General features: G+C 39.1%; 22 protein-coding genes and 1 riboswitch. Of the genes, 3 read left to right on the forward strand and 19 right to left on the reverse strand.

What is annotated here, in order from left to right; translation table 11 throughout:
* Positions 1-187: 187 nt before the first annotated feature.
* The 4 genes from AC0VYO_RS18825 to AC0VYO_RS18840 all read right to left on the reverse strand — a co-directional run bounded on the left by AC0VYO_RS18825 (position 188) and on the right by AC0VYO_RS18840 (position 4,121).
* The gene (locus AC0VYO_RS18825) at positions 188-475 is read right to left on the reverse strand and encodes a hypothetical protein (protein ID WP_226615331.1); all 288 of its coding nucleotides are present in this window, start codon (positions 473-475) and stop codon (positions 188-190) included.
* A 133-nt stretch (positions 476-608) separates the two neighbouring features.
* Positions 609-2,846: a SpoIID/LytB domain-containing protein gene (locus AC0VYO_RS18830; RefSeq protein WP_475367987.1), complete on the reverse strand. Its 2,238-nt coding sequence runs from the start codon at positions 2,844-2,846 to the stop codon at positions 609-611.
* Between the two features lie 283 nt (positions 2,847-3,129).
* A complete protein-coding gene (locus AC0VYO_RS18835) occupies positions 3,130-3,612 on the reverse strand; it encodes a VanZ family protein (protein ID WP_475367988.1) in 483 nt (160 codons plus the stop codon).
* Positions 3,613-3,665: 53 nt separating this feature from the next.
* The gene (locus AC0VYO_RS18840; RefSeq protein WP_194218715.1) at positions 3,666-4,121 is read right to left on the reverse strand and encodes an SRPBCC family protein; all 456 of its coding nucleotides are present in this window, start codon (positions 4,119-4,121) and stop codon (positions 3,666-3,668) included.
* A 199-nt stretch (positions 4,122-4,320) separates the two neighbouring features.
* Between AC0VYO_RS18840 and AC0VYO_RS18845 the strand changes: the two genes are divergently transcribed.
* Entirely contained in the window at positions 4,321-4,458 is a 138-nt protein-coding gene (locus AC0VYO_RS18845; RefSeq protein ID WP_194218714.1) for a hypothetical protein, read from the forward strand.
* Positions 4,459-4,790: 332 nt separating this feature from the next.
* Positions 4,791-4,879: riboswitch (cyclic di-GMP riboswitch) on the forward strand.
* Between the two features lie 47 nt (positions 4,880-4,926).
* The gene (locus tag AC0VYO_RS18850; protein WP_194218713.1) at positions 4,927-5,064 is read left to right on the forward strand and encodes a hypothetical protein; all 138 of its coding nucleotides are present in this window, start codon (positions 4,927-4,929) and stop codon (positions 5,062-5,064) included.
* Between the two features lie 88 nt (positions 5,065-5,152).
* On the opposite strand, the gene AC0VYO_RS18855 is transcribed toward AC0VYO_RS18850, so the two are convergent.
* The 3 genes from AC0VYO_RS18855 to AC0VYO_RS18865 all read right to left on the reverse strand — a co-directional run bounded on the left by AC0VYO_RS18855 (position 5,153) and on the right by AC0VYO_RS18865 (position 7,507).
* Positions 5,153-5,566 carry a hypothetical protein gene (locus AC0VYO_RS18855; protein ID WP_475367989.1) on the reverse strand — a complete coding sequence of 138 codons (414 nt, stop codon included), beginning with the start codon at positions 5,564-5,566 and terminating at the stop codon, positions 5,153-5,155.
* 133 nt (positions 5,567-5,699) lie between these two features.
* Complete coding sequence (locus AC0VYO_RS18860) at positions 5,700-5,852, reverse strand: hypothetical protein (RefSeq protein ID WP_303534131.1); 153 nt, start codon at positions 5,850-5,852, stop codon at positions 5,700-5,702.
* Positions 5,853-6,178: 326 nt separating this feature from the next.
* Positions 6,179-7,507, reverse strand: coding sequence for a UDP-glucose dehydrogenase family protein (locus AC0VYO_RS18865; RefSeq protein WP_475367990.1), 1,329 nt, complete (start codon positions 7,505-7,507; stop codon positions 6,179-6,181).
* 176 nt (positions 7,508-7,683) lie between these two features.
* Between AC0VYO_RS18865 and AC0VYO_RS18870 the strand changes: the two genes are divergently transcribed.
* Positions 7,684-8,166 (forward strand): VanZ family protein, encoded by a 483-nt coding sequence (locus tag AC0VYO_RS18870; protein ID WP_475367991.1) that lies wholly within the window; start codon positions 7,684-7,686, stop codon positions 8,164-8,166.
* A 46-nt stretch (positions 8,167-8,212) separates the two neighbouring features.
* Here the strand turns inward: AC0VYO_RS18870 and AC0VYO_RS18875 are convergent, their stop codons facing one another.
* The 12 genes from AC0VYO_RS18875 to AC0VYO_RS18930 all read right to left on the reverse strand — a co-directional run bounded on the left by AC0VYO_RS18875 (position 8,213) and on the right by AC0VYO_RS18930 (position 23,748).
* Complete coding sequence (locus AC0VYO_RS18875; RefSeq protein ID WP_430245797.1) at positions 8,213-8,743, reverse strand: helical membrane plugin domain-containing protein; 531 nt, start codon at positions 8,741-8,743, stop codon at positions 8,213-8,215.
* Positions 8,727-11,693: a formate dehydrogenase subunit alpha gene (gene fdhF / locus AC0VYO_RS18880; protein WP_430245796.1), complete on the reverse strand. Its 2,967-nt coding sequence runs from the start codon at positions 11,691-11,693 to the stop codon at positions 8,727-8,729. The genes AC0VYO_RS18875 and fdhF overlap by 17 nt, the downstream gene beginning before the upstream one ends.
* A gap of 190 nt (positions 11,694-11,883) precedes the next feature.
* Positions 11,884-12,423, reverse strand: coding sequence for a hypothetical protein (locus AC0VYO_RS18885; protein ID WP_430245794.1), 540 nt, complete (start codon positions 12,421-12,423; stop codon positions 11,884-11,886).
* A 15-nt stretch (positions 12,424-12,438) separates the two neighbouring features.
* Entirely contained in the window at positions 12,439-14,070 is a 1,632-nt protein-coding gene (locus AC0VYO_RS18890; protein ID WP_430245793.1) for a sodium:solute symporter family protein, read from the reverse strand.
* A 3-nt stretch (positions 14,071-14,073) separates the two neighbouring features.
* A complete protein-coding gene (locus AC0VYO_RS18895; RefSeq protein WP_475367992.1) occupies positions 14,074-15,213 on the reverse strand; it encodes a glycerate kinase family protein in 1,140 nt (379 codons plus the stop codon).
* A complete protein-coding gene (locus AC0VYO_RS18900) occupies positions 15,210-16,937 on the reverse strand; it encodes a sugar phosphorylase (protein WP_475365884.1) in 1,728 nt (575 codons plus the stop codon). The genes AC0VYO_RS18895 and AC0VYO_RS18900 overlap by 4 nt, the downstream gene beginning before the upstream one ends.
* Before the next feature lie 142 nt (positions 16,938-17,079).
* Entirely contained in the window at positions 17,080-18,273 is a 1,194-nt protein-coding gene (locus tag AC0VYO_RS18905; RefSeq protein ID WP_430245788.1) for a CdaR family transcriptional regulator, read from the reverse strand.
* 157 nt (positions 18,274-18,430) lie between these two features.
* A complete protein-coding gene (locus AC0VYO_RS18910; protein ID WP_303534152.1) occupies positions 18,431-19,297 on the reverse strand; it encodes a transglutaminase family protein in 867 nt (288 codons plus the stop codon).
* The gene (locus AC0VYO_RS18915; RefSeq protein ID WP_475365885.1) at positions 19,294-20,259 is read right to left on the reverse strand and encodes an alpha-E domain-containing protein; all 966 of its coding nucleotides are present in this window, start codon (positions 20,257-20,259) and stop codon (positions 19,294-19,296) included. Before AC0VYO_RS18915 ends, AC0VYO_RS18910 begins: the two co-directional genes overlap by 4 nt.
* Positions 20,240-21,718 carry a circularly permuted type 2 ATP-grasp protein gene (locus tag AC0VYO_RS18920; RefSeq protein WP_475365886.1) on the reverse strand — a complete coding sequence of 493 codons (1,479 nt, stop codon included), beginning with the start codon at positions 21,716-21,718 and terminating at the stop codon, positions 20,240-20,242. Before AC0VYO_RS18920 ends, AC0VYO_RS18915 begins: the two co-directional genes overlap by 20 nt.
* Before the next feature lie 243 nt (positions 21,719-21,961).
* Positions 21,962-22,783 carry a carbohydrate ABC transporter permease gene (locus AC0VYO_RS18925; protein ID WP_475365887.1) on the reverse strand — a complete coding sequence of 274 codons (822 nt, stop codon included), beginning with the start codon at positions 22,781-22,783 and terminating at the stop codon, positions 21,962-21,964.
* Entirely contained in the window at positions 22,783-23,748 is a 966-nt protein-coding gene (locus AC0VYO_RS18930; RefSeq protein WP_475365888.1) for a carbohydrate ABC transporter permease, read from the reverse strand. The genes AC0VYO_RS18925 and AC0VYO_RS18930 overlap by 1 nt, the downstream gene beginning before the upstream one ends.
* Between the last annotated feature and the right edge of the window lie 20 nt (positions 23,749-23,768).

A 23,768-nucleotide genomic window follows, 5' to 3' on the forward strand; every position in this document is an offset into this window, starting at 1 on the left:
GCGTAATAGCGTATAAACCGAAACATTAAGTAATCCCTTTAATCCCCCCTTTTGATTATAAGGAAAACAAGAGCCGTACTCGTTATGACGAGTACGGCTCTTTTAATTAGTGATTCTTACATAGTAAGTTTTCATTTATATTAGCAACTAATCTACGAGCTTCTCTAGCAGTAACAAAGCAATTGACTCAATCTACAAATCGCTTGATCACTTCCATAAGCTCAGGACGAATATGATGCTCTAAATCTTTAATTTGAGATTGGTTACGGTATTTTTTTTCAATAAGATCTCGCTGCTTACTATTTTCTAGCAACCAGTGCAACCAGTGCTTATCATCCGTTTCCGTAAACGCTTCTGTTTTTTCGTACTTGTTATGTAGATCTTTCAACAAATGACCGAGACTTTTCTCTGGATGTTCATTCCAATATGTTCGTAAAGCATCGCACAGTATTTCAATTTCTTTTTCCTGGTGCAAGACATCACATCCTTATCTGAGTTTATTTTGCTATATGTCTCTCGTTATGTCCACGTTCTTATAAAAATGAAATTACCCATTTTAATTATAATAACATAAAACACCTCTCTATTTTTAAGAGAGGTGTCCATTGCTAATTTGATAGTTTATCAACTGTTTCTTCAACAGGTTTACTAATAGCAGCTTCCCCGCCCAAGAAGTAGTATTCTCTACTCATTGATTTCTTAACATACTGTTCAGCTTCATTCGATAGTTTATTTTGCTTCGTTAAAATGACTGGTGCGCTCATAGCAGCAGCAAAGGGCGATCCAGGAAGTGCATCAATAAATACATCTCCATTTGCAAAGAAAACACTCTTATTTTCAAAATCAAATGTTTCTGCAATCTTCACGCTTGTTTCGTAACGATTATCGCCAGCAACTCGTTTGACCGTTGAAGTTGTAGCAAGTTTGTCCTCAACAACACTTGAAACCGCATTTTGCCCACCGATAATCGTAGCCGCAACAGGTTTCGTTGTATTCATATACGAACCAGTAGCTTCACTTAACTTTTCACTATTAGTCAATAAGATTGGAATTTGCTTTGAAGCTGCATAAGGAGCGATTGATAGAGCATCAGGGGAAGTGTCATCTCCTGTTGTCACGATCACTTGATTACTATTCCCTACTTCATTAGCAACTGCGATTGACGTTTCATATCGATTTTGACCGCTTATTCTTTCTACATCAGAAATATATCCTTTAGTAGAAAGTTGATCAATTACCTTCTCTGAAATGGCTGCTGGTCCACCTAGAATATAAATCTTTTCAGGTTGTAAACGATCTAATTCTTCCTCAACGACAGAAGGCAGTCCCTCACTTTTTGTTAAAAGTAATGGAGCATTGTACTTCTTAGCAAGAACGCTTCCCGTAAGAGCATCTACTGAAAGATCTCCTCTTCCAAGTACAACAACATCTGAGGAATGCTTCCACCCATCTTTTGATATAGCTACGCTAGTTTCATATCTATTATTTCCTGCAAGTCGTGTAATCAAGTTTGTTTCAAATGATTCTTTGACTAATTCTGTCCCAGGATAATAGAATGATAGAATTTGTTCGTAATTACGTCCATCTTTGGACTGTTGATAAGCTCCGTATTGGCTCATTCCAATACCATGCCCAAACCCACTACCTGAGACGACAAATGAATTACTCGTTTGTTTAATTTCTTTCACATAAGGACTTTTCATAATCGTTGTACCAATCATAAATCGGATATTATAAGAAGTATCCTCGATTTTCATCGTATGCTTTTTCAATTCCCCATTTGTATCCATAACAAATCCATCTTTGCTTTTTAAAAAATACTGAATCTCGACACTACCTCTTAATACTTCATCAGATTTAAATGGTGGAACTGTGAAATTAATATTCGAAATATCGGTGATTTTTATTTCATCTGTAGATTTAATTTTCCCTTTAGATAATAGCCATGACTTCATATTCTTTATTTCTGTTACGTTTGAACTTAGCTCAGTCACGTTAGACCACCAGGACTCAGGCTTTTTCAAATCTAGTTTTTTAGTGTCAATTTGTTGCTTTCCTAATGTATAGTCCCAATAATCAAAGCTTGTTATCATCTTCTCATCATATGGATCTACTTTCGTCTGCAAATATGGAATCCAACTACTTCCCCACGAGTTCGTATTGGACATAACCATTCCACCATTTGTGGAAGAATAAAAGGCACCTATGTACTTCCCGTTATACTTTAGTGCTTTTCCAGCAGTTGCATCTACCGCTTCGTTTGTCGTTTGATACCAGTCATAACCTTTATAAACTTGACTGGATTGACTATCCATTAGAGAATCTTTCTGTGGTAAAGCGAAAGTCCTAGCAGCGATTGCCTGGGCTTTTAATGCTTCCATTCCACCATTATTTCCCCAGTAGGCCGGCATTTCGCTTGGCACTACCCCTTTTAAATATTCCTCAATAGAGAGCGTATTTATCGGACGGATGTACTTTCCATCAATTGCAAATTTCATTTCTCCGAGATATTTTTTGTCACCTATTCCCACATAGCTGTCCATCGCTTTGGATATTGTTGGAACAATCGTCATAGAGTCCCCGAAATCTTCAAGCTGGGTATTGCCTCGATAAAGGACCACTTTACCCGCTTCAGCTTTTACACTGTATTCATCAGCCTGGGAACTGTCTATTTTAATGCTACTACTTTCAATCTGATAACTGCCTGTCACATTAAATTTGATTACGGTCGTATCCTTAATATAGTTTACTAGTTTAACCGTAACTGACTCTCCTGCAGCCTGAACACCATTCATGGATAAAGAAAATGCTAAAATGCCAATCAAAAATGACGTAAAAAGTTTCAAATCTTTTCCCCCTAAGATTTTTTAAGAAAATATTAGTTCTATTCTCCCTTTTTAACACTTTAGCATAAATTTTACATTAAAATATCATCCAAATGACGAATATTACAAAAATAACATAGAATACCCAGGTACATTGTCGAATCTATAGGTTATTTTTACTATAAAAATAATAGTAGTGATTTTTGAAAGAGTATATGTTAATGAGAAATGTTGCATTTTGCTTCTACGCTCTGTTCCAAAACTCAACAGTATAAGCTGAGCTTTCACATTAAAAAAGCTCCCGCTATGCGAGAGCTTTTAAGATGGAGTAATGCCATATTTTATAAAGGATAACGCTATGTAGGCATCCAGCAAGATCCACAATCACATCAGTGATTAACGCTGTCCTTTCTGGTAAAAAAGCTTGAATAAATTCATCCGTCACAGCAAAAATAGCTACAACAATAATGACAATGAATGTACGAAAAACAGATGATTCCCCTTTAAATAGCTGTAGTAAAACTAATGCTATGAAACTGTAAACAAAGAAGTGACCTAGCTTACGAACGACAAAATGTGCCAATCCTAGTTCTCCGTTTTTTTCTAAACTTAACGTCAAAGGTCCGTATTGGAACTCCCTAGACTGGATAATGGAGGATACACTATCCACAATGAAGGGAGATGGTTCATGCCCTATTAGTGTAAGCATTGCCATACATGAAATCAAAAAACCGATTCCTAACCAGCACTGAATACAAACCGAAACGATAGTCCGAGACACCGACATGATTGTCTCCTCCCTAAATAAGCTCTCTTAAGTATCGCCTAATGGGGAAAAGGTTATTCCGTTCGTTCAGCCATTTTCTTTAATTCAAGGGCTCTCTTTTCTAGCAGATTTTTCATATACTTTTTTAAAAACAAAAGGTTTGCGATGCTACCAATTAAACCAAACGGAGCTTCATAACTAAATTCATCGATCATTAACGTTACATCATCGATTTCCTCAAAACGATGAGAATGAACAAAAGATTTAAATGCTCCCTTTGTCATTTCATCAATAAACCAATCTGGTTCCTGCATCCCAGTGATTTTGGCAGTTAATTTTTGCTTAATGCCAAAGTGAGTCGCTTCCCATGTAACGGCATCACCATTGCCTAGCAATCCTTCCGTAACCCCGCTTACTGCTTTCTCATTTGTTTGCTCTGTGCTTTTCATATGTGCTTCAACACTTCTTGCGTAATTGAAGCAGATTTCAATAGGAGCTTCAATCAAAGTTTCCAGGTAAATAACAGGCATCTATCAACACCTCCATAATTCCTTAGACCTTATTATCTTCCATTATATTGAATAAAAACGGGCCATAAAGATTATTTCTTAAAATTCGACATTTAAGGCTAAATTATTTAAACAAATGAACCGATAATAAAAATAAACGAGATTTCACTTTCACACGCATTATACATTATTGGAAAGTGACGTTACTGGGCGGATTCATATGAGACGAAACTGGAAAACTCCTGAAGAAATTCAATTTCAAAAAAAACGCAGGGAAAAGATCCTTTTCCTTGCCATACCTATCCTATCCATCCTGTTAGGTGTTGTTATTGCGATAGCCGCTAATAGCGGATTTTAATTGTGTTATTCTGTTTTCTTTTTTCTGCTTCGTTTTCTGTTTTCAAAGGGTGGAAGGCTCTCTATAGGAGTTCGATTATTTGTTATTTTAGCGTTTGCTTTACGCTTTCTCAATAAAACCTGGCTTTACGAAATCTTCGAAAGAAAGCATTCACGCTTTAAATATGACATTGGGAAACCTGCTCTACAGAATCTTTATTTGATAAAACAAATTAAATGCACTTTCCCAATATACATCGTTTCCAGAATAAGCTATACTTGAAACTGTAGTCATTTTTCGACAATTTTTAATTTTTTATGACTTCGTTTTCTTATTTTTATATGCTACTAATCGTACGAGAATGGCAAAATCATTGAAAAATGATGACGCAAAGCTATAGGGACTTCGCGGACTGATTTCCGACAGTCAGCCAGCTGCCGAATACGGCCTCCACTGCGATTGTTGCAAGAACCAAGGGGGATATGAATGATGAGAGAATCATGGCTAACGCCAGAGGAAATCCAGTACAGACGACAACGTAAAGAGAAGATGGTTTATCTTCTTCTACCCGTTTCAGCTATTGTGATTGGAGCAGCTATTGCTTTCCTTACACAAATGACATATTAAAACCGGGGAAGGGGAGCGAATCGTAGCTCTCCTATTTTATTGATCTTTTTTGAACAAAATAAAAAAGACAACCCTCACTTCAGGTCATCTACTTCGCATCGCTCTTATTTGCTACTGATTTACGTAGCTTTTTTATACCAATTAAAATGAGGCGTATGACCACATATATTATGAATAACACAATAAAGCCCTGCAATCCAACAACAGCGTCTGCAAACTCCATATTTCCTCTTCCGGTGATTTTCTGTTGAATTTCAATGGCAAAAACGACTACAAGCAATACAGTTACCGTATAAATAAACGAAATCGCTGTGATACTCCAATTTGCAAGTATACGGAACAAGAATTGCACAACAATAAATCCTGCCATCCCTAGTAAGCCAATCACCCAAAAGTGTAGTTCTTTATCTGTGACCGAAAAGCCAAGGCTATACATTAATGTAATGACAATATCATGAAGCTCATTAACAATGGCAACGATTAACTTGATAAACTCTCCCATATCACACTATCCTTTTAAGTCGAATATTCATTATTCTAGGCGTCTTTCATTCAGGTGACAAGTACCACTAACCATCACCCAGAGCTTTTCACGCAAAGCTCGTCCTAAAGAAAATAAGTAGGTCCATTATAGGTTATTTCTTCTCTACTACTGCCTTATAAAGGTAGTCCTCATTGTTCACTTGAATTTCCGTTAAATCTTTTCCACAATATGGACAAATCCATTCTCCTTGATAATTACTGCTATAAGAAGGTTTTTGACATTTATCACACGTTTTCTCTACCATTTCACCACTCCATTCAATCTTTTTTATTTCATTCAGAAATCCTAGTTGTCTCCATAAAGTGTACTGACAAACATATTTTACCAAAGTGGATGGTTTTTTCAAGTAAAAATATTCTGAACTCGAGATATTTTTGATCTGTTATTAAAATTTCAAGCTATGTTATCTTACAAATTTAGATCTCGATTTTTGCTCATTTGAGTAAAATTTTTGTATAAAGAAGCTTCCTGGAGCGAGCCCCCCCCTCAGTAAGAATGTTTACGTAAATAGCTCAATATAAAAAGTTCAAAAAAAATTCGACGAACAGCTAAGGCTGCTTTGTCGAATTATTAAACCGTTGAAGAGACTTGTAATTGATTAATGGTGGGCCGACCTATAGAGATATAGTGTAGTGGATATTTCGCCGTATCTTCTAATGAATAACAATTCCTTCCGTCTATCACAATGGGAGAAGTCATTCGTTTCACATATACATCTAAATCTAGCTCTTTAATTTCTTTCCATTCTGTTATGATGAGTGCCGCATCTGCTCCAGTTAAAACCTCTATTAAGGATTCTTTAAAGATCACTTCTTTAGGCAAGTGGCCTTTAGCATTCGATATCGCAATGGGATCATAAGCAAGAACTTCTGCTCCTTCTTCTACTAAAGAGCGAGCAATTGGGATAGAGGCCGCCTCACGCATATCGTCTGTATTAGGTTTGAAAGCTAAACCGAGTAACGCTACTCTTTTCCCTTGAAGTGGTCCAACTACCTCTTTCGCTTTTTGAATAAGCTTATTTTGCTGAGTATTGTTGACCTCGATAACAGATTTCAACAACTGAAAGTTATGTTGGTTATTACCTGCAATTTGTACTAGAGCGTTTGTATCTTTTGGAAAACACGAGCCCCCATAGCCAATCCCAGCTTGTAGGAATTGATCCCCAATTCTCTTATCCTTTCCCATTCCAAGAGCCACATCATCTACATTTGCCCCAACTTTTTCACAAATAGCTGATATTTCATTTATAAAGCTTATCTTCGTTGCTAGAAATGCGTTAGACGCATATTTAATTAGTTCAGCGCTTTTCCGATCCGTATGATAAATTGGAATGCCAAAAGGCTGATTAATGTCTTCTAATACTGCGGCGGCTGTTTTATTCTCTGATCCAATAACAATTCGATCTCCATGAAACGTGTCATATACAGCTGAACCTTCTCGTAAGAATTCTGGATTTGAAACAACTTCTACTTTAATGTTCGACCTTAACGTTTGCTCAATCCACTTTTGTATCAGTTCATTTGTTCCTACGGGGACCGTACTTTTCGTTACAACGATACTATCCTGCTGAAGTGATGTCCCAATATGTCGGGCAGCTTGCTGGATGTATTGAAGGTCGGACGTTCCATCAGATCGTTGTGGTGTACCGACCGCAATATAGATCACCTCCACCGTTGCCAATGCTTCCTGATGAGCTGTTGTAAAGTGAAGCCGACCATCCAATAAATTTCTTTTCATTAACTTCTCTAAATCAGGTTCGAAAATAGGCGAATAGCCGTCAGTCATCATCGCAATTTTCTTGTGGTCGACGTCAACGCACGTTACTTGATGGCCGATTTCAGCTAGGCATACTCCTGTTACTAGACCGACATAACCGGTACCGATGACAGCAATCTTCATCTTATATCTCCTTTCTCTTTCATCTATTTTCTATTATAAGTGAGCAGAAATAATTTCAGATCCCCTTCACTCGATCAACACAAAATCTTAATATTTCTTTGGAAAACCACTCCCTATTATGCACGAAATTCGGTATGATAGGGACTAAACTGCTTAAGAAAGAAAGTGAAAAATGCATGAAATGGTTCGATAAGCGAAAATGGTTTAGCCTCGCACTCTTAATGATGATCATACTTTTCATCTCCTCTAATACCCCTTATCAAAAACAGGATATGAAACCGTTCTTTAAAGGAATGATTTCGATCCAAGAAGAGGATTTACCCCCAATTGAATTCACCTATGATGGTGCACTTGTTACACCTTCAGCGCCATATCAATATGTTGAATTTTTTCTTAGGAAAGGAGCCCATGTTGCCTCGTTCGGTTTACTAGCTTTTTTATGTATCATGGCATGGAAAGAAAGCAATCGAAAAGCATCCCTTATCCTAGGCTCATTAACAGCTTTTCTCTATGCATTATTTGATGAATACCATCAAAGTCACGTTGAGGGTAGAACGGGACATTTAATTGATGTGCTTGTACCAGATTCATTAGGTATAGTGCTTACGTTTATGGCCTTTGTCATCATCTCACAAAGAAAAAGTAAAGCTGCACGCTGAAAAGCCCCGCTCAATTTGCGGGGCTTTTCAGCGAAATTATAGAAAGTTAAAGATCCTGTCTCGCCTCAGAGGACTGTGATTTATCGGTCATTTGCTCTTCGTTCTCAATATCTTTCCCCATCCCTTTCAAAAAAGTGATTAGAATGGTTAAAGATCGATTAATCTCCGGATCTTTTAGTGCGCGAAGAAGACTCAGATAACTAGTCTTCTCGTTGTCTTCAGAATGCTCAGCAACATTCTCAATACCTGAGTTTACCTTTAAAAGCAATGGCTCAAGATCCTGAACATTAATCTTTCCTGCTGCTCCAAAGAGAAGCATCAGATTTTTTAACGCCGTTGTATTTTCCGGAACATTTAATAGATCGACGATGACCTTCAGAACGCGGTCGCCTTCTCCAAAAAGACCGTTTAAAAGCGTTAAGATGCCTCGATCTTTCATCCCACCTACAACGCTTAATGTTTCAAGAAGGGCATCTTTATTTTCAATCAAAGCATCTTCAATCTCTCTAAGATCACTCGCGCGTTTCTCTTCTTCAGAAACTTCAATACGTTTGATTTGCTTAATGGCTTTTGCCATAGTTAATGCCCTCCTTTTTCACCATATCTCCAGGGAAGAGATAATCTTTTCTAGCCCATTTCCGCTCAACCATGACCCCTTTTTGAGGCTGTGGATTTCCATAGCGATGATTGATCTTTGGAAGTGGTGAAGTCCCTTTGTCTTTCAAAATTTCCATCTTCGCTTTCACTTCTTTATAAACAGGTGTGTCAGTATCTTTATCCGCCTTGCTACTTGTAAGTAAGTTAATCGCCGCATCATCTTGATCATTTAGCGGAATGTATACTTCTTTTCCTTGCACACGGTCTGTTACAAGACATTTAATCTTAACAGCTCCATATGGTGACACAAGTCTAACTAACGTTCCGTCAGATAACCCTCTTTCTTCTGCTAATTCAGGAGAAACTTCAACGAACGTACTTGGTGTTTTCGATTTAATGCCTTCATTTCGATACGTCATATTTCCTTCATGAAAATGCTCTAGCAAACGCCCATTATTAACATGAAGATCGTACTGCTCATCGTACTCGAGTGGTTTTGTCCATTCGACTGGGAATAGTCTTGCTTTTCCATCCGGAAACGGAAATTCTTCTGTAAAGAGTAGTGGTGAATCCGTGCCATCTGCCGCAACTGGCCACTGCTGACTCTTATATCCTTCAAGACGTTCATAAGAAACCCCAGCAAACATGTCAGCAAGCTGAACAGCCTCAGCCATAATGTCACTCGGACTGTCATAATCCCAACCTGCTCCCATTTCGTTTGCGATTTCCATGATGATTTTCCAGTCGGGTTTCGAATCACCAAGTGGTTCTAATGCCTGATAGAGACGTTGAAAACGGCGTTCCGTGTTTGTAAACGTTCCTTCTTTTTCAAGGCTTGGACTCGCTGGAAGTACGACATCTGCAAACTGCGCTGTCTTCGTAAGGAAAAGATCTTGCACGACGAAGAAGTCTAGCTTCTCAAATGCAGCGTGAACATGGTTAATGTTAGAATCGACAATTCCCATGTCTTCTCCTTTTAAATACATCGCTTTTAATTTTCCTTCATGAATATGTTCGACCATTTCATGATTATTTAAGCCGACTTCTTCAGGAAGTGGCGTTCCCCATGCTTTTTCATACTTATCACGCACTTTTTGATCGGTCACATTTTCGTAACCAGGCATTTTATCAGGCATGCTTCCAAAGTCACTCGCACCCTGGACATTATTATGACCTCGAAGTGGATAGGCACCTGCTCCTGGTTTGCCATAATTTCCAGTAACAAGAAGTAAATTTGAGATGGCAGTACTCGTATCTGACCCGCCACTATGTTGTGTGACGCCCATTGCCCATAGCGCTACAGTTGTCTTTGCTTCATGGATCATTTCAGCGATTTGGATTAATTCCGCCTCTTTAATCCCTGTTACTTCAGATGCATAGCTCATAGTGTACTTCTCAAGACTGGCGATATAGTCATCAAGACCATTCACGCGATCCTTCAAGAAAGCCTCATCAGCCCACCCCTGATCAATAATATACTTCGTTACGGCAGAGAGCCAAACAAGATCAGAACCTGAAGAAGGACGAATAAATAAATCAGAGCGTTCAGCCATTTCATGTTTTCTCAAATCGGATACGATGAGTTTTTGACCGTTCAATTTATTCGAACGCTTTACCCTTGTTGATAAAACAGGATGAGATTCCGAAGTGTTCGATCCAATAACAATGACAAGCTCAGACATTTCGATATCTTTTATCGATCCAGCATCACCACCGTGGCCTACTGTACGGAATAACCCTACTGTTGCTGGAGTTTGGCAATAGCGAGAGCAGTTATCAATGTTATTTGTTCCAATGACACTTCTTCCTAGCTTCTGCATTAAATACGATTCTTCATTTGTACACTTGGAAGAACTAATAAAGGAAAGAGCATTTGCACCATAATCTTTTTTCACCTCAAAAAACTTTCGGCTAATGAGTTTAAGTGCCTCTTCCCATTCTGCTTCTCTAAATGAATCACCTTCTCGAATAAGTGGTTTTGTTAAACGTTCTTCACTATTTACGTAATCCCAGCCAAATTTCCCTTTTACACAAGTAGAAATCCCGTTCGCTGGAGCTTCTACTTGTGGCTCTACTTTTAAGATATCTCTCCCTTTTGTCCAAATGTCAAAACTACATCCTACACCGCAATACGTACATACGGTTTTTGTTTTTTTAATTTCATTTTCACGCATGGACGATTCCATATCAGATATCGCAAGAATAGAATTATACCCAGTTTCCACGTTTTTTGTTAATTCGATCATAGGGCGAAGCGTATCCTGTTGAATACCAGTTAAAAAGCCAGCCTCACCTTCCATGCCTTTCTCCATCATGGCATTACAAGGACACACGGTTGAGCAATGTCCACAAGAAACACAAGAAGATTCATTAATATCAACGTCATTATCCCAGATGACGCGCGGACGTTCTCTCTCCCAATCAATTGTTAACGTCTCTGTTACCTGCACATCCTGGCAAGCTTCGACGCAGCGTCCGCAAAGAATACACTGATCTGGATCGTATCGATAGAAAGGATTTGAATTATCAACAGGGTCTGGTTTTTGTTCAAAAGGAATCGCCTGATGATTCATCTTCATTTGTTTCACCGTATTATGTACTTCACACGTGCCGTTATTGTAATCACAGACAGTACAATAAAGCTCGTGATTATGAAGAATACGATCCATTGCAATATTCTGAGCTTCCTTTACGTGAGAAGCTGTTGTGTTAATGCTATCTCCATTTGAGAGAGTCGTTGAACAACCTCTTACAACTTCTCCGTTTACTTCCACCATACATGTGTCACAAGTTTCGATAGCTCCAAGACTTGGATGATAACATATGCTCGGCAAGTCTAGATTATGATCATTAAGTGCTTGAAGCACACTTTTCTCACTTGAAATCTGTTCACTTTTACCATTAATCGTTACATGGATGGAATCCGACAAATGACATCACCCTTTATCATAATTTTCAGTATTACTAATTATTTCTTTCCCTACTTATTATTGGTTTAGACAATATTTTCTAAAAAATATTTATTAACCTATTAAAATATTTAAATGCTCTTGCTTTTCGTAAGATATTAAGGCTTCTAGTGTTGATTATCACATTTAAGTAAAATCAAAAAAACACAGCTCATATCGAGCTGTGCTTCAGTTGATTTTTTAAATGATGGAGAAAAGAATCTTTCATTGGTAAATCAACTTTTCCAGTTACGCCATCCACCATATAAACTTCTCTTCTATTTCCTTTGATATAGCCTACCCAATAAGGCAAATACAGTTTGGATGGTTCCTCTAAAGAAATGTTGATCTGTTTTTTCTTTTTTTCTTTTCCAAACGCTTCCCAATATAACGCATGTTTTGCTTTATCTGGATCTGGAGAACAATGGGTAAACATTTCCCCAGGAACCTTCCCTTCTTTAAGAGGGTAGTCCACTGGTAGAATAGCTGCTTGTTCAGAGATTGACTCGATTGCAATTCTTCCGGTAATTCCTTCTTTTAATGAGGTTGTTTTTAGATGATACTCATACATCCAAAAAGGGAGATAAACGAGTTCACTCGATTCAATCCTTTTTTTATTTTCAACGATGCGCAGCAGCAGACTAGAGGTATATTGTTTCATCGCTTTCAAAGCTTTCTGCCGATCAATTGTTGGTTCAATATAATAAGTCATCTTCTATAACCTCCTTTAGATCAGGCCTATGAGATAGAGCACAATCATAACGACAACGAAATACCCAACTAAATAAATCGGCCATCTTGACGTACGGCGTTCTTCTTCAATTTCTTCATCACTTAGAGACGACGCTGCTTCAGAACGTGCTTTTAACACTTCTTGTATATCGTCATCTAAATCAAACAGCGTAAGCCCTGCTAGTTTCTCAGCTTTAGGTTTTGCTCCAATAAAGCTAACAACATATCCAACCCCTACTGAAACAATCGCCCCTACGAAATTATTGTATAACCATGATACTTCAGCAAACTGAGTAACGCCCCAAACAGAAAGCATCCCCGCTATAATACCAGTCACTGCACCTACGCCGTTTGTTCGCTTTGTAAAAATGGCGAGGATAAACACACCCAGAAGTGCACCATAGAAATAGGAGCCTATCTTATTTACAGCTTCAATAACCGGACCAAGATTAGCTGCAAAGAAAGCGAAAATTGTTGCGTAAATTCCCCAAAAAATTGTAGCCCATCGCGATGCTTTTAAATAATGCTGATCCGATGCATTCTTTTTAACGAATTGACCATAGAAATCTCGAATCGACACGGCTGACAATGAATTAAGAGCAGAGTCCAGGCTAGACATAGCGGCTGCAAACACCCCTGCAATAATAAGACCCGAAATTCCTGCTGGTAATTGGTTTACAACGAATAGTGGAAATAGTTCATTCAAGTTATCAACATTTGGGTCACCAAATGTTTGATAGAATGCAAACAAAAGTATACCGATAAAAAGGAAAAGCAGCATTTGCGGGATTAATAGAACTCCACTTAGAACGAGTGAAAGTTTACTTTCGCGTATTGACTTACTTGTTAAAACACGCTGAATTTGACTTTGGTCTGTTCCAAAGTAAGCAGCATGAAGGAAGAAGCCGCCAATCACACCAGCCCATACGCTATATTCAATGGAAAGGTCAAAGGAGAAATTGAGCGATTGGAGCATACCTGCGTCTGAAGCGCTGGCAAGAATACTAGTCATTCCGCCCGGAACTTTCACTAAAATAACTACGATACTAATAGCCGCACCTAACCATAATACGAACATTTGGATTACGTCAGTCCAGATAACGGCACTGATCCCACCAAGCACGGTATATGATACCGCTATCACAGCCATTAAAATAATCGTTATCTTAATATCCCATCCAGTTACAACGGATAGTACTAATGCTGGGGCATAAAGAACGACACCTGTCGCAAGTCCTCGAGCCACTAAGAAGAGGGCGGCGGATAATGTTCGTGTTCCCGTTCCGAAGCGTCTCTCTAAATACTCATAAGCCGTATAAACTTCTGCTCGATAGAAAAAAGGGACAATTGTAGCGATAAGAAAAGCCATTGCAAGCGGCACATTAATAAACGTGTTAATGCGCTCTAGTCCACCTTCATATCCCCAACCAGGTGCACCTATAAATGTGATCGCACTCGCTTGTGTTGCCATAACTGAAAGCCCGATTGCCCACCACGGAATGCTTCTTCCGCCAAGAAAGTAATCCTTTGTCGTGTTTTGATTCTTTCCAAAACGCGCTCCAAACCAAGCAATCCCAAGAATATAAACAACAAGAACCACGTAATCTAGCATTGTGAATTGGCTCATTTTCTATTCTCCCTTCCCCTCATTAATCCATTGATAAAGCGTCATAAAGCGCTTGCTTGCACGGTACAATAACTCTGGTCCTCGAGTCATGGCTTCTTTCAATTCCATTGGCTCATCAATAATAGGTAGAACGGTCATAATGCCCATCTCCCTATCTTCTAGAATCGTAGAAGTACCAGCGAAAGCGATCGCAGGAACATTAACAGATTTAGCTAGCCGAGAAATACCCGAAGGCACTTTACCATATAACGTTTGGGCATCTAGCTTTCCTTCTCCCGTAATCACTAAGTGACTCGACTTCATTTGTTCTTTTAAACAGCTATGCTCAGCAAGTAAAGAGAAGCCGCTCATAAAAATTGGATCTAAGTAGGCTAGTAGGCTAAAACCAAACCCGCCAGCTGCTCCGCTTCCATCGCTGTTCTCCAGATTCATGCCAAATTTTTCACTCACTCTATTCGCATAGTTTTTCATTCCAGCTTCAAATCTACTAATATCGTTTACACCCTTTTGTGGACCGAACACAGAAATAGCGCCTTCCTTCCCAAGTAAAGGATTCGTTACATCAGACGCTACTACAACTTCTACGTCATTCAGACGAGAATCTAATGCTGTAAGGTCGATAGAAGAAATACGAGCAAGAGATGCTCCATCTGCCTTTATTCTTTCACCTTTCTGATCGAGAAACCGAACCCCGAGCGCTTCAAAACAACCAGTTCCTGCATCAACAGTTGCGCTACCACCTAAACCGAGTATGATTTTTCGTGCCTTCTTATTCAGAGCATGCTCAATTAACTGTCCTGTCCCATAAGTAGAGGCTTGATGCGGATCGAGTTCACTTTCTTTAAGAAGAGGGAGACCTGAAGCAGATGCTGTTTCAATAATCGCAGTAGATGTTGATTCTAACCAACTATATGTCGCCCTAATTGGCCGGCCAAGAGGATCACTGATGCCTTCAACGGCGATCTCTTGCCCATTAAGAATAGTAGCTAATGCATCTACTGTTCCTTCTCCACCATCTGCCATTGGTATGAGAATCGTTTCTGCATCAGGAATAACTTCCTTTATCCCACGATTAATGGCGTGGGCGGCATTAAGACTACTCATAGATCCTTTAAAAGAATCAGGAGCTATAACGATTCTCATTCACTCACCTCCGATGTTGCACACACCCAAAGAACTTCATAAGGAGATAACGTTATATTCGAAGAAATTTCACACTCGGAAATGAGATCGAAAGCAGTACCATCAAAATAAAGATCAAGTATTTCTCGTTTGAGCGTAACGGTGTCATCCGAAACATTTGTAATCGCTACAACTCTGTCTCCCGTCTGTTCATTCGTACGAACAACAGAGAAAATGCGCTGATCCATTTCCAACACTTCTTGAGAAGCATTGGGATGAAAAGCTTTAGTTGATTTGCGCGTTCTGATAAGCTTCTTAAGATCATTGAAAACTAGATTCCGTAAGCTTCCTTCCTTTTGAAGTTCATCTTCAAGCGTTGATCGTGTTAGCTTCTCTCGATTAATCGAGCGGTATCGTCCTGTTTCATCGACGCCACTTTGATCATTTTGAGAGCCTAGCAAACTATGAACGTAGATACCAGGTACGCCCATCAATGAAAGCAGGACTGATTGAGCTGCAATAAACCGCTTTGCCTTTTTCTCATTCGATTCTCCATTATTTGAAATCGCATCTAAATAATTAATGTTCAATTCATATGGACTCTTTGTTCCATCACCATTATTTTTATAAGATACGTAACCACCATTCTCTTGAACTTTATCCGCCATTCTCTGCACTTCAGATGCTGATAGGATACCTTCTACAGGTCGAACACCTACTCCATCATGGGAAGCTAAAAAGTTAAAATAAGTGGTTGTTTCCGTAGTAGCTTCAAGGGATTTGGCCCATTTCGTTAACTCCGATGCATCGCCAGTTTGAAAGGAATGGAGCGTCAATGGAGGTAAAGGGAATTGATAAACAAGATGGGCTTCGTTTGAACCGTCCCCAAAATAACTAATGTTATCTTTATGGGGAACGTTGGTTTCTGTAATTACGATCGTTCCCGGTGCTGCTTCTTCAAGTACTTCTCTCATAACCTGCACTAGCAAATGAGTTTCCTCCAGGTGAATCGATGTCGTACCTAGTTTTTTCCACATAAAGCCAATCGCATCTAATCTTAAAAAGCGTGCTCCTTTCTCAACATAAGTGAGAAGAATATCAAGGACTTCAAAGAGCACACGATCACTTTCGTAATTTAAATCAATTTGATCTTCACTAAACGTCGTCCAAATGTGCTTCTCTCCATTGTTCGTTTCAACTTTTGTTAAAAGAGGAAGTGCGCGAGGACGCGTCACTTTGCTATAATCCGCTTCAGGATCAGCTTCAATAAAGTAATCCTGATAAGCCTCGTTTCCTTTCAAATATTCTTTAAACCAATTACTTTCACTTGAAATATGATTTATAACAGCGTCAAACATTAGATCCGTTTGATTAGAAAGCGCTTGAATATCGTCCCAATTACCAAGCTCTTCATTTATTGTTTTATAATCCATTACTGAAAATCCGTCATCGCTCGTATAAGGATAGAAAGGAAGAATATGCACCGCATTGATTTCATTAGTAAGGTGATCAGATAAAAATTCTCGAAGCGTTCTAAGAGGAACTTCCCCCTCTTCTTTTATAGAATCACCATAAGTAATCATCATAATATCTTTTTCATCTACCCATTTTTTCTCAGGCTCTATTTGCTTTCGCTTATATGATTTAATTAGTTCCATTACTTCAGATGTCACAGAAAGCGCTCTTTGTTCTCCGTATAGTCGCTCTAACTTGTTGTATATGCTCCCTTGAATTGATGTTCTCATCTGTTATGCCTCCCGAATTATGTTCTACTATTAGTTTATTAAATCTCACGAAAGCTTTCTATGTTACAGAGAACTAAAAAAATGCGTATTACACATATGTTTTTAGTACACATAATAAAAGACACTTTTTTCAAAGTGTCTTTTACGTAGGGTTGGATTTATAAAAAGCAAGAGCTACTTGCAGAAGAACAGCATCCTCATAATTTCTAGGGTCATATCCAGTAAATTCACTAATTTTCTTTAAGCGGTACTGAAGAGTGTTCTTATGGATATATAAATCACTCGATGCTTTTTGAATGGAGCCATTTGCTTTATAGAAAGCTTCAAGCGTTTCAATCATTTGATCTTTTTTCTCTAATTGTTCTAAAGGGAGAACCCGTTCAACAAAATCTAATCTCACTTCTGGGGCGAGATCATACACAAAAGATTCAATGCCAAGTTGATCATAGAAAAACAAATTACTCTGCTTTCTGGAATGAAGCAAGGCTTTCTCTGCTTCTTGTACAGACCTTGATATTTCTCGTGGCGTTGTATACATCCTTCCAATACCCGCAGCCATTGTGAAGGGGTAAGAAGATTCGATAGCTTGCTGGATTTGTTCCAGTCGAAATTGAATCTTTCCTTTACGATTCACCTCGGCCACTTGATCATTAACGGATAATAAAAGAATATAACGTGTACTTCCTGTTGGTATGATCACATGCTGACTATTGGGTGGAAACCTCGATTGAATCTCTTGAAGAATATCTCGACGAAAACGCTGAATTTCAAGTTCTCCTTTAACATCAGCTTGGTAGCTTGATAATTTATTATAAATAAGATCATTCATCCCGATCATATCAAGAATGACAGCGACTCTCGGAATATGGACATTGATGCCAAGAATCCATCCTCTTGATGCAAATAATTTATCATTTTCCCACTTTCCATCGATCCATTCATCAATAAACGCTTCTTTCGCTCGATCTTCTAGTTCGAGCTGTTCATCAAAGTAAGCTTCCTTTACAAGAATTTCAGTCATTTTTTGGATTACCTCGCCCATCTGTTTGATTTCTTCAGGGGCTCCGGTAATACCGATCACACCAATAATCTGGTCATGCAAAAAAACGGGGAGGTTTATGCCTTTTCTCGTTCCTTCTAACTCATCATCCTCTTCGATCACTAAACTTTGTTGCCGTTGCAGAACATTATAGGCTCCTTCATGGAAGTGCCCGATACGATTTGGATCAGTACTAGCAATAATTTTTCCTTCACTATCCATAAAATTAATATTGCGACTAATGATCCTCTCTGTTTCTTCTACGATTGATTGAGCTAGCGGAGGTGAAATAATCAACCATTGTCGCCTCTTTTCTGTTTGATTAGCGGTAAAGGTATCGCTTAAGAAAAAAATATCTAATAAACAAAACCTTACATGAATGCTACTACTATTTCCATGCTTTCAAGCTGTTTTAGTGATGGAAGAATTTCTAATATAAAAAACGGGCAGCTTCTTACCCGCTGACCCGTTCTTCTAGATTCTTTACACCTACACTAACGTTAAGCGTGTGAGCTCCGCCGATATATACCCCTTTTAGAGGAGAAATATCACGATAGTCTCGGCCTACTGCAATCCGAATGTGCTGTTCGCGAGCTACGGCATTATTCGTTGGATCAAGGCCAATCCAGGCTAGGCCCGGCACTTTTACTTCAAGCCACGCATGAGTTGCCGCGTCCCCACGGTAAGCGGAATTCTCCCCAATATAAATATATCCACTAACATAGCGAGCTGGAATTCCTCGATGCCTACAGAGCGCAAGCATTAGATGAGTATAATCCTGACAAACGCCTGTACGATGAGTGAGAATTTTTTCAGCGGTCGTTTCAACATTTGTGGCTCCTGACACGTACTCCATCGTGTTATAAATATGTTCATTAAGCTTCACTGCGAAGTCAAGTTCATCTCTAGCATTTGCCCAAAGCTCTCGCGTTTCTTCTTCCATCACGTGCTTGGAGATTGTCGTATAATCCGTTTCGATCATATATTCGGCATGTGCTTGCTTAAAAGATTCTGAATGAAGTTCAGCTAGCTGGTTATCCGTAAGTGGTAAAGTAACATCCAGCGCAAGTGGATGAATTTCAATCGTTGAAATCGTTTCAATTTCAAGATCTTGATGTTCACCCCATAGATAGAACGTTTCAACATAGTTGCCCCAATAGTCGGTATGTCCGTAAGTCTTACTTTCAGGTTGGATGCGAACGCGATAGTCATGAAGCGTTTGTTGCACATCATGAAGTGGTCGCAATCTGAACTGATTAATACTCTGCCTTACTGGCAGCTCATAGTGATAAGTGTTCGTTTGGGTAACTTCATATTTCATGGTATCACAACTTCCCCCAGGTAGTAGGTTTTCGTAATGTGCATGCCGATCGTCATACATCTGTGTTGAAAACTCTGAAGAAACGCATGAGCTCCTTGATTCAAAATTTCTTCGATTGAAAAATCATAAAGATCATTGGCAAGGTGCTCGAGCTCTTGTGCAAGTGATTCTGAATAATGTTCGACATGACCATCTTCAAGCGCGACAAATGCATTTCGCACTTTTTGAATACAGTACATCATTGACCTCGGAAACTCAGCATTTAAAATGAAAAACTCAGCGACATTGCGACTTTTAATCAACGGTCGATACGTTTTAATGTAAGCTTCATGTCCACTCACAGATTGAAGAACTGACCACCAGTGATGATACTCCACAATTTCTGTATTCTGGTAGCTCTCTAAATTTTTGTGATAATAAACATCTAATATGCGAGCTGCCTTCTCAGCTCTTTCCAGGTGTTTACCCATCTCCATGAAAAGATAAGCATCTCCTCGCGGCATTGTTGCTTCAACAATCCCCTGAAATAGAAGAGATTCCTTCTTAACAAATTCACAAATATCGCTAACTTCTTCCATCGTCCATGGCGTGTGGCTTTGTTGCTTTAATTTTAAATAAAAAGAATTAATACTTTCCCATAGTTCATTGGGAATAATTTCTCGAACGGCGCGTGCATTTTCCCTAGCAATAGTTATTGTATTGAGTACTGAATTAGGATTTTTTCCTGAAAACAGTAGAAACTCCATCACATTTCGATCCATCGATCGATCATGTTCTTCATCAAAAACTTCTTGAAATCCGCTTATTTCAATCAGTTCATACCAGTTCTGATTCGTCTCTTCGATTGGATTGGCATTCTCAAGACGACTCGTTAACTTAACCGCGATCAATCGCGCATTATTCTCTGCTCGTTCGACATTTCGGGTTAACCAATAAAGCGAATCAGCTACTCTGCTTAGCATGGTTGTCACTCCCCCCCGTTACAATTGGATTCTCTTCTAGTACCCACGTATCTTTCGCTCCGCCTCCTTGTGAAGAATTGACAACAAGAGACCCTTCCTTGAGAGCGACACGTGTTAACCCACCAGGAAATACGTGAGTCTTCTCTCCACCAAATATAAACACGCGAAGATCAACGTGACATGCAGCAAAGCGGTCTTCTTTAAATGCTGGGAGGCGAGATAATTTAATTGTCGGTTGAGCAATAAATTCAGATGGATTTTTTAAAATTTGCGCTCGATAGGCTTCAATCTCCTCTTCCGTAGCATGAGGACCGATGAGCATGTTATAACCGCCTGAAGCGTTCGTGTGTTTGACGACTAACTCTGACAAATGATCAAGAACATATTCCAACTGATCGTCATATCTCAGAAGATATGTATCGACATTTTTCACTAGTGGCTCTTCCTTTAAATAATAGCGAATCATATCAGGAACAAAATGATAGATCGCTTTATCATCGGCAACTCCATTACCAATACCATTTAATATCGAAACATTTCCCGCACGATACACATCAATGAGCCCTGGAACCCCAAGAAGCGAATCTTCACGAAATTCCAGTGGGTCAAGAAACTCGTCGTCTATTCTACGATAGATCACATCTACCTTCTTCAATCCACGAGCAGTTTTCATAAACACCTGTCGCTCCCTCACAACAAGGTCTCTGCCTTCTACGAGTTCAATTCCTGTTCGCTGAGCAATAAAAGAGTGGTCGTAGTATGCTGAATTATGAACACCAGGTGTTAATAATACAATCGTCGGTGATGTGCTATCATCAGGAGCAAGCGAGGCCATTGCTGAGTGAAGATATGAAAATTGCTGTTCAAGAGATTGAACAGAATATTGATTGAAAAATTCAGGGTAAACTTTTCTCATTACATAACGGTTTTGAAAAACATAAGAGAGGCCAGAGGGATTACGAAGATTATCTTCTAGAACGCGATACTCCCCATTATCATCCCGAATTAAATCAATTCCTGCCATAAAAATATGCTGCCTTCTCGGAAGATCAATCCCTGCCACTTGTTCGAAAAAATGCTGGCAATTGACGATCAGATCCCGTGGAATAATGCCGTCTTTAAGAATGTTTTGTTCGTGATAGACGTCATCAAGAAAAGCATTGAGCGCATCAAATCGCTGCATGAGTCCTCGCTCAAGATGTTGCCATTCGTCTGGTGGAATTATTTTGGGAACAAAATCAAATGGCATTGTCCGTTCTGTACCCTCATTGTCACTATAAACGGTAAACGTAATGCCCTGGCGAAGAAAATCGCTTTGCGCTAGTTCATACCTCGACTGTAATTCTTCCGGAGCTACCTCGTTTAATTTCTCATGGAACGGTTTGCAATGTCCCCTTGGTTTCTTGCCTTCTTCAAGCATTTCATCAAAGTAACCATCTACTTTATACGAATGAAACATCAGCACTCCCCCTCCACTATTATAAGATCACTTATTAATTTTACCATTTTTCTAACTATTCTAACAAATTTCAAGATAAAGCATCGAAATCCCTCTATTTAAGACACTCATTCAAATAAAAATAGCAATGTTATCTCATGATGTTGTTTTCTCGATTTTTGAATCATCCATGTGAAAGGTCATCACAGAACGTAAATGAGTAAAAAAAAGAACAGCATGAGCTGCTCTTATCAAAAGTGGATTTCACCCTTTTACTGATCCCGCAAGTAATCCTTTTACAAAAAACTTACCTAAGAAAATATAAACGAGTAGAGTTGGCAGTGCAGCAAGGAGTGCACCTGCCATTTGTACATTCCATTGAACGATTTGACTGCCGGATAAATTCTGAAGAGCAACCATAACAGGTTGTTGATCAGATGTTGTGATCGTGACAGCAAATAAAAATTCATTCCAGATGTTCGTAAACTGCCAGATTGCGACTACAACAAACCCTGTAATTGATAAAGGCATCATGATGAAACGGTAAATTCCGATAAACCCTGCCCCATCTATTTTGGCAGATTCAATCATCGAATCAGGAATGCTAGCATAGAAATTGCGAAACATAAGTGTCGTAATCGGAATCCCATACACAACGTGAACAAAGATAAGCCCTGCAATAGAATTATATAATCCGATTTCTCTAAGAAACTGAATGAGCGGGATAAGGATACTTTGATAGGGTATAAACATTCCGAACAAAATAACCGTAAATAGCGTATTTGCGCCTTTAAACTTCCACTTTGAAAGTACGTAGCCGTTAAGTGATCCTAATAACGCTGATAGCAATGTAGCTGGGATAACAAGATAGAAACTATTTAATAAGTTTGGAGCAAGCTTCGTAAACGCTACTGAATAACTACTAAAATCAAGTGTTGAAGGTAACTGCCACATTTGACTTAAGGTCACTTCTTCAAGAGGCTTCAGGCTCGTTATGATCATGACGTAAACTGGCATTAAATAAAAGCATGATAAAGCAATAAGGAGAGCATAAAGAAGCGGACGGGTGATCGTTCTAATCGCCATCAAGTTTCCCCCTTTCGACTCGACCACAGATATGGAACGATAAAGATAGCAACAGCGAGAAGCATGACCACAGCAATGGCTGCTCCGTTTGCGTAATAATTACCACGGAACGTCGTTTCGTACATATATACACCTGGAACATCGGTTACAAAGTTCGCTCCAGGACCTGTCATTGCGTAAATCAAATCGAAAATTTTAAGTGAAATATGAGCCATAATAATAATGACACTAACCGTAATCGGGCGAAGGATCGGCATGATGATTTTCCAATATACTTGGAATTCATTCGCTCCATCCATTCTCGCTGCTTCTCGCACTTCTTCAGGCACCCCACGTAAACCGGCAAGATACATGGCAACAGAGAAGCCCGTCATTTGCCATACTGCAGCAATCACAACGGCAATCATCGCTACCGGAATCCCGAATTCAATCTTTCCCCATCCAATTGCAGGGAAAATGGTTGTATCCGTGTACCATTTTGAATCAAGACCAATCTTTTCAAGAAATAGGTTAACACCTGTCGAAGGGTTTAATAGCCATTGCCAAACTACACCCGTTACAACAAACGAAAGCGCCATCGGAAAGAAAAAGATATTTCGAAAGAGTGACTCCTGCTGGATTTTTTGATCAAGAAGAATGGCAAGAAACTGCCCCACCACAATCACGACTAGAATGAAGAGAATCGTAAAAAATAGTGTATTTCGTAAGTCAGCTTGAAAACGAAAATCACTAAACAAGTAGATGTAATTTTTCAATCCAACAAATGAAAAGTCTGGTACAAGTGAATTCCAATTACTCAAAGAGACATAGCCAGTCCATCCGATAAAACCATAAACAAAAACACCTACTAATAGGATGGATGGAATAAGGAATGCAATGGCGATTATGTGATCTTTCGTAAGTGAACGTCTTTTTCGAGTTGTTACAGCTTTAACAGATTGGTTTATCATTGTTTCAGTCTTCATCCTCATCCCCCTTACGATAG

This window comes from Anaerobacillus sp. 63XJN7_4_ISO-PGPR-S23-413 (assembly GCF_056173725.1).

Bases quoted from the DNA above. Each gene is read 5' to 3' on its own strand.
- AC0VYO_RS18835 (WP_475367988.1), bottom strand. From the start codon at position 3,612: ATGTCGGTGTCTCGGACTATCGTTTCGGTTTGTATTCAGTGCTGGTTA.
- AC0VYO_RS18840 (WP_194218715.1), bottom strand. From the start codon at position 4,121: ATGCCTGTTATTTACCTGGAAACTTTGATTGAAGCTCCTATTGAAATC.
- AC0VYO_RS18845 (WP_194218714.1), top strand. From the start codon at position 4,321: ATGAGACGAAACTGGAAAACTCCTGAAGAAATTCAATTTCAAAAAAAA.
- AC0VYO_RS18850 (WP_194218713.1), top strand. From the start codon at position 4,927: ATGAGAGAATCATGGCTAACGCCAGAGGAAATCCAGTACAGACGACAA.
- AC0VYO_RS18855 (WP_475367989.1), bottom strand. From the start codon at position 5,566: ATGGGAGAGTTTATCAAGTTAATCGTTGCCATTGTTAATGAGCTTCAT.
- AC0VYO_RS18860 (WP_303534131.1), bottom strand. From the start codon at position 5,852: ATGGTAGAGAAAACGTGTGATAAATGTCAAAAACCTTCTTATAGCAGT.
- AC0VYO_RS18865 (WP_475367990.1), bottom strand. From the start codon at position 7,507: ATGAAGATTGCTGTCATCGGTACCGGTTATGTCGGTCTAGTAACAGGA.
- AC0VYO_RS18870 (WP_475367991.1), top strand. From the start codon at position 7,684: ATGAAATGGTTCGATAAGCGAAAATGGTTTAGCCTCGCACTCTTAATG.
- AC0VYO_RS18875 (WP_430245797.1), bottom strand. From the start codon at position 8,743: ATGGCAAAAGCCATTAAGCAAATCAAACGTATTGAAGTTTCTGAAGAA.
- AC0VYO_RS18885 (WP_430245794.1), bottom strand. From the start codon at position 12,423: ATGACTTATTATATTGAACCAACAATTGATCGGCAGAAAGCTTTGAAA.
- AC0VYO_RS18890 (WP_430245793.1), bottom strand. From the start codon at position 14,070: ATGAGCCAATTCACAATGCTAGATTACGTGGTTCTTGTTGTTTATATT.
- AC0VYO_RS18895 (WP_475367992.1), bottom strand. From the start codon at position 15,213: ATGAGAATCGTTATAGCTCCTGATTCTTTTAAAGGATCTATGAGTAGT.
- AC0VYO_RS18900 (WP_475365884.1), bottom strand. From the start codon at position 16,937: ATGAGAACATCAATTCAAGGGAGCATATACAACAAGTTAGAGCGACTA.
- AC0VYO_RS18910 (WP_303534152.1), bottom strand. From the start codon at position 19,297: ATGAAATATGAAGTTACCCAAACGAACACTTATCACTATGAGCTGCCA.
- AC0VYO_RS18915 (WP_475365885.1), bottom strand. From the start codon at position 20,259: ATGCTAAGCAGAGTAGCTGATTCGCTTTATTGGTTAACCCGAAATGTC.
- AC0VYO_RS18920 (WP_475365886.1), bottom strand. From the start codon at position 21,718: ATGTTTCATTCGTATAAAGTAGATGGTTACTTTGATGAAATGCTTGAA.
- AC0VYO_RS18925 (WP_475365887.1), bottom strand. From the start codon at position 22,783: ATGGCGATTAGAACGATCACCCGTCCGCTTCTTTATGCTCTCCTTATT.
- AC0VYO_RS18930 (WP_475365888.1), bottom strand. From the start codon at position 23,748: ATGAAGACTGAAACAATGATAAACCAATCTGTTAAAGCTGTAACAACT.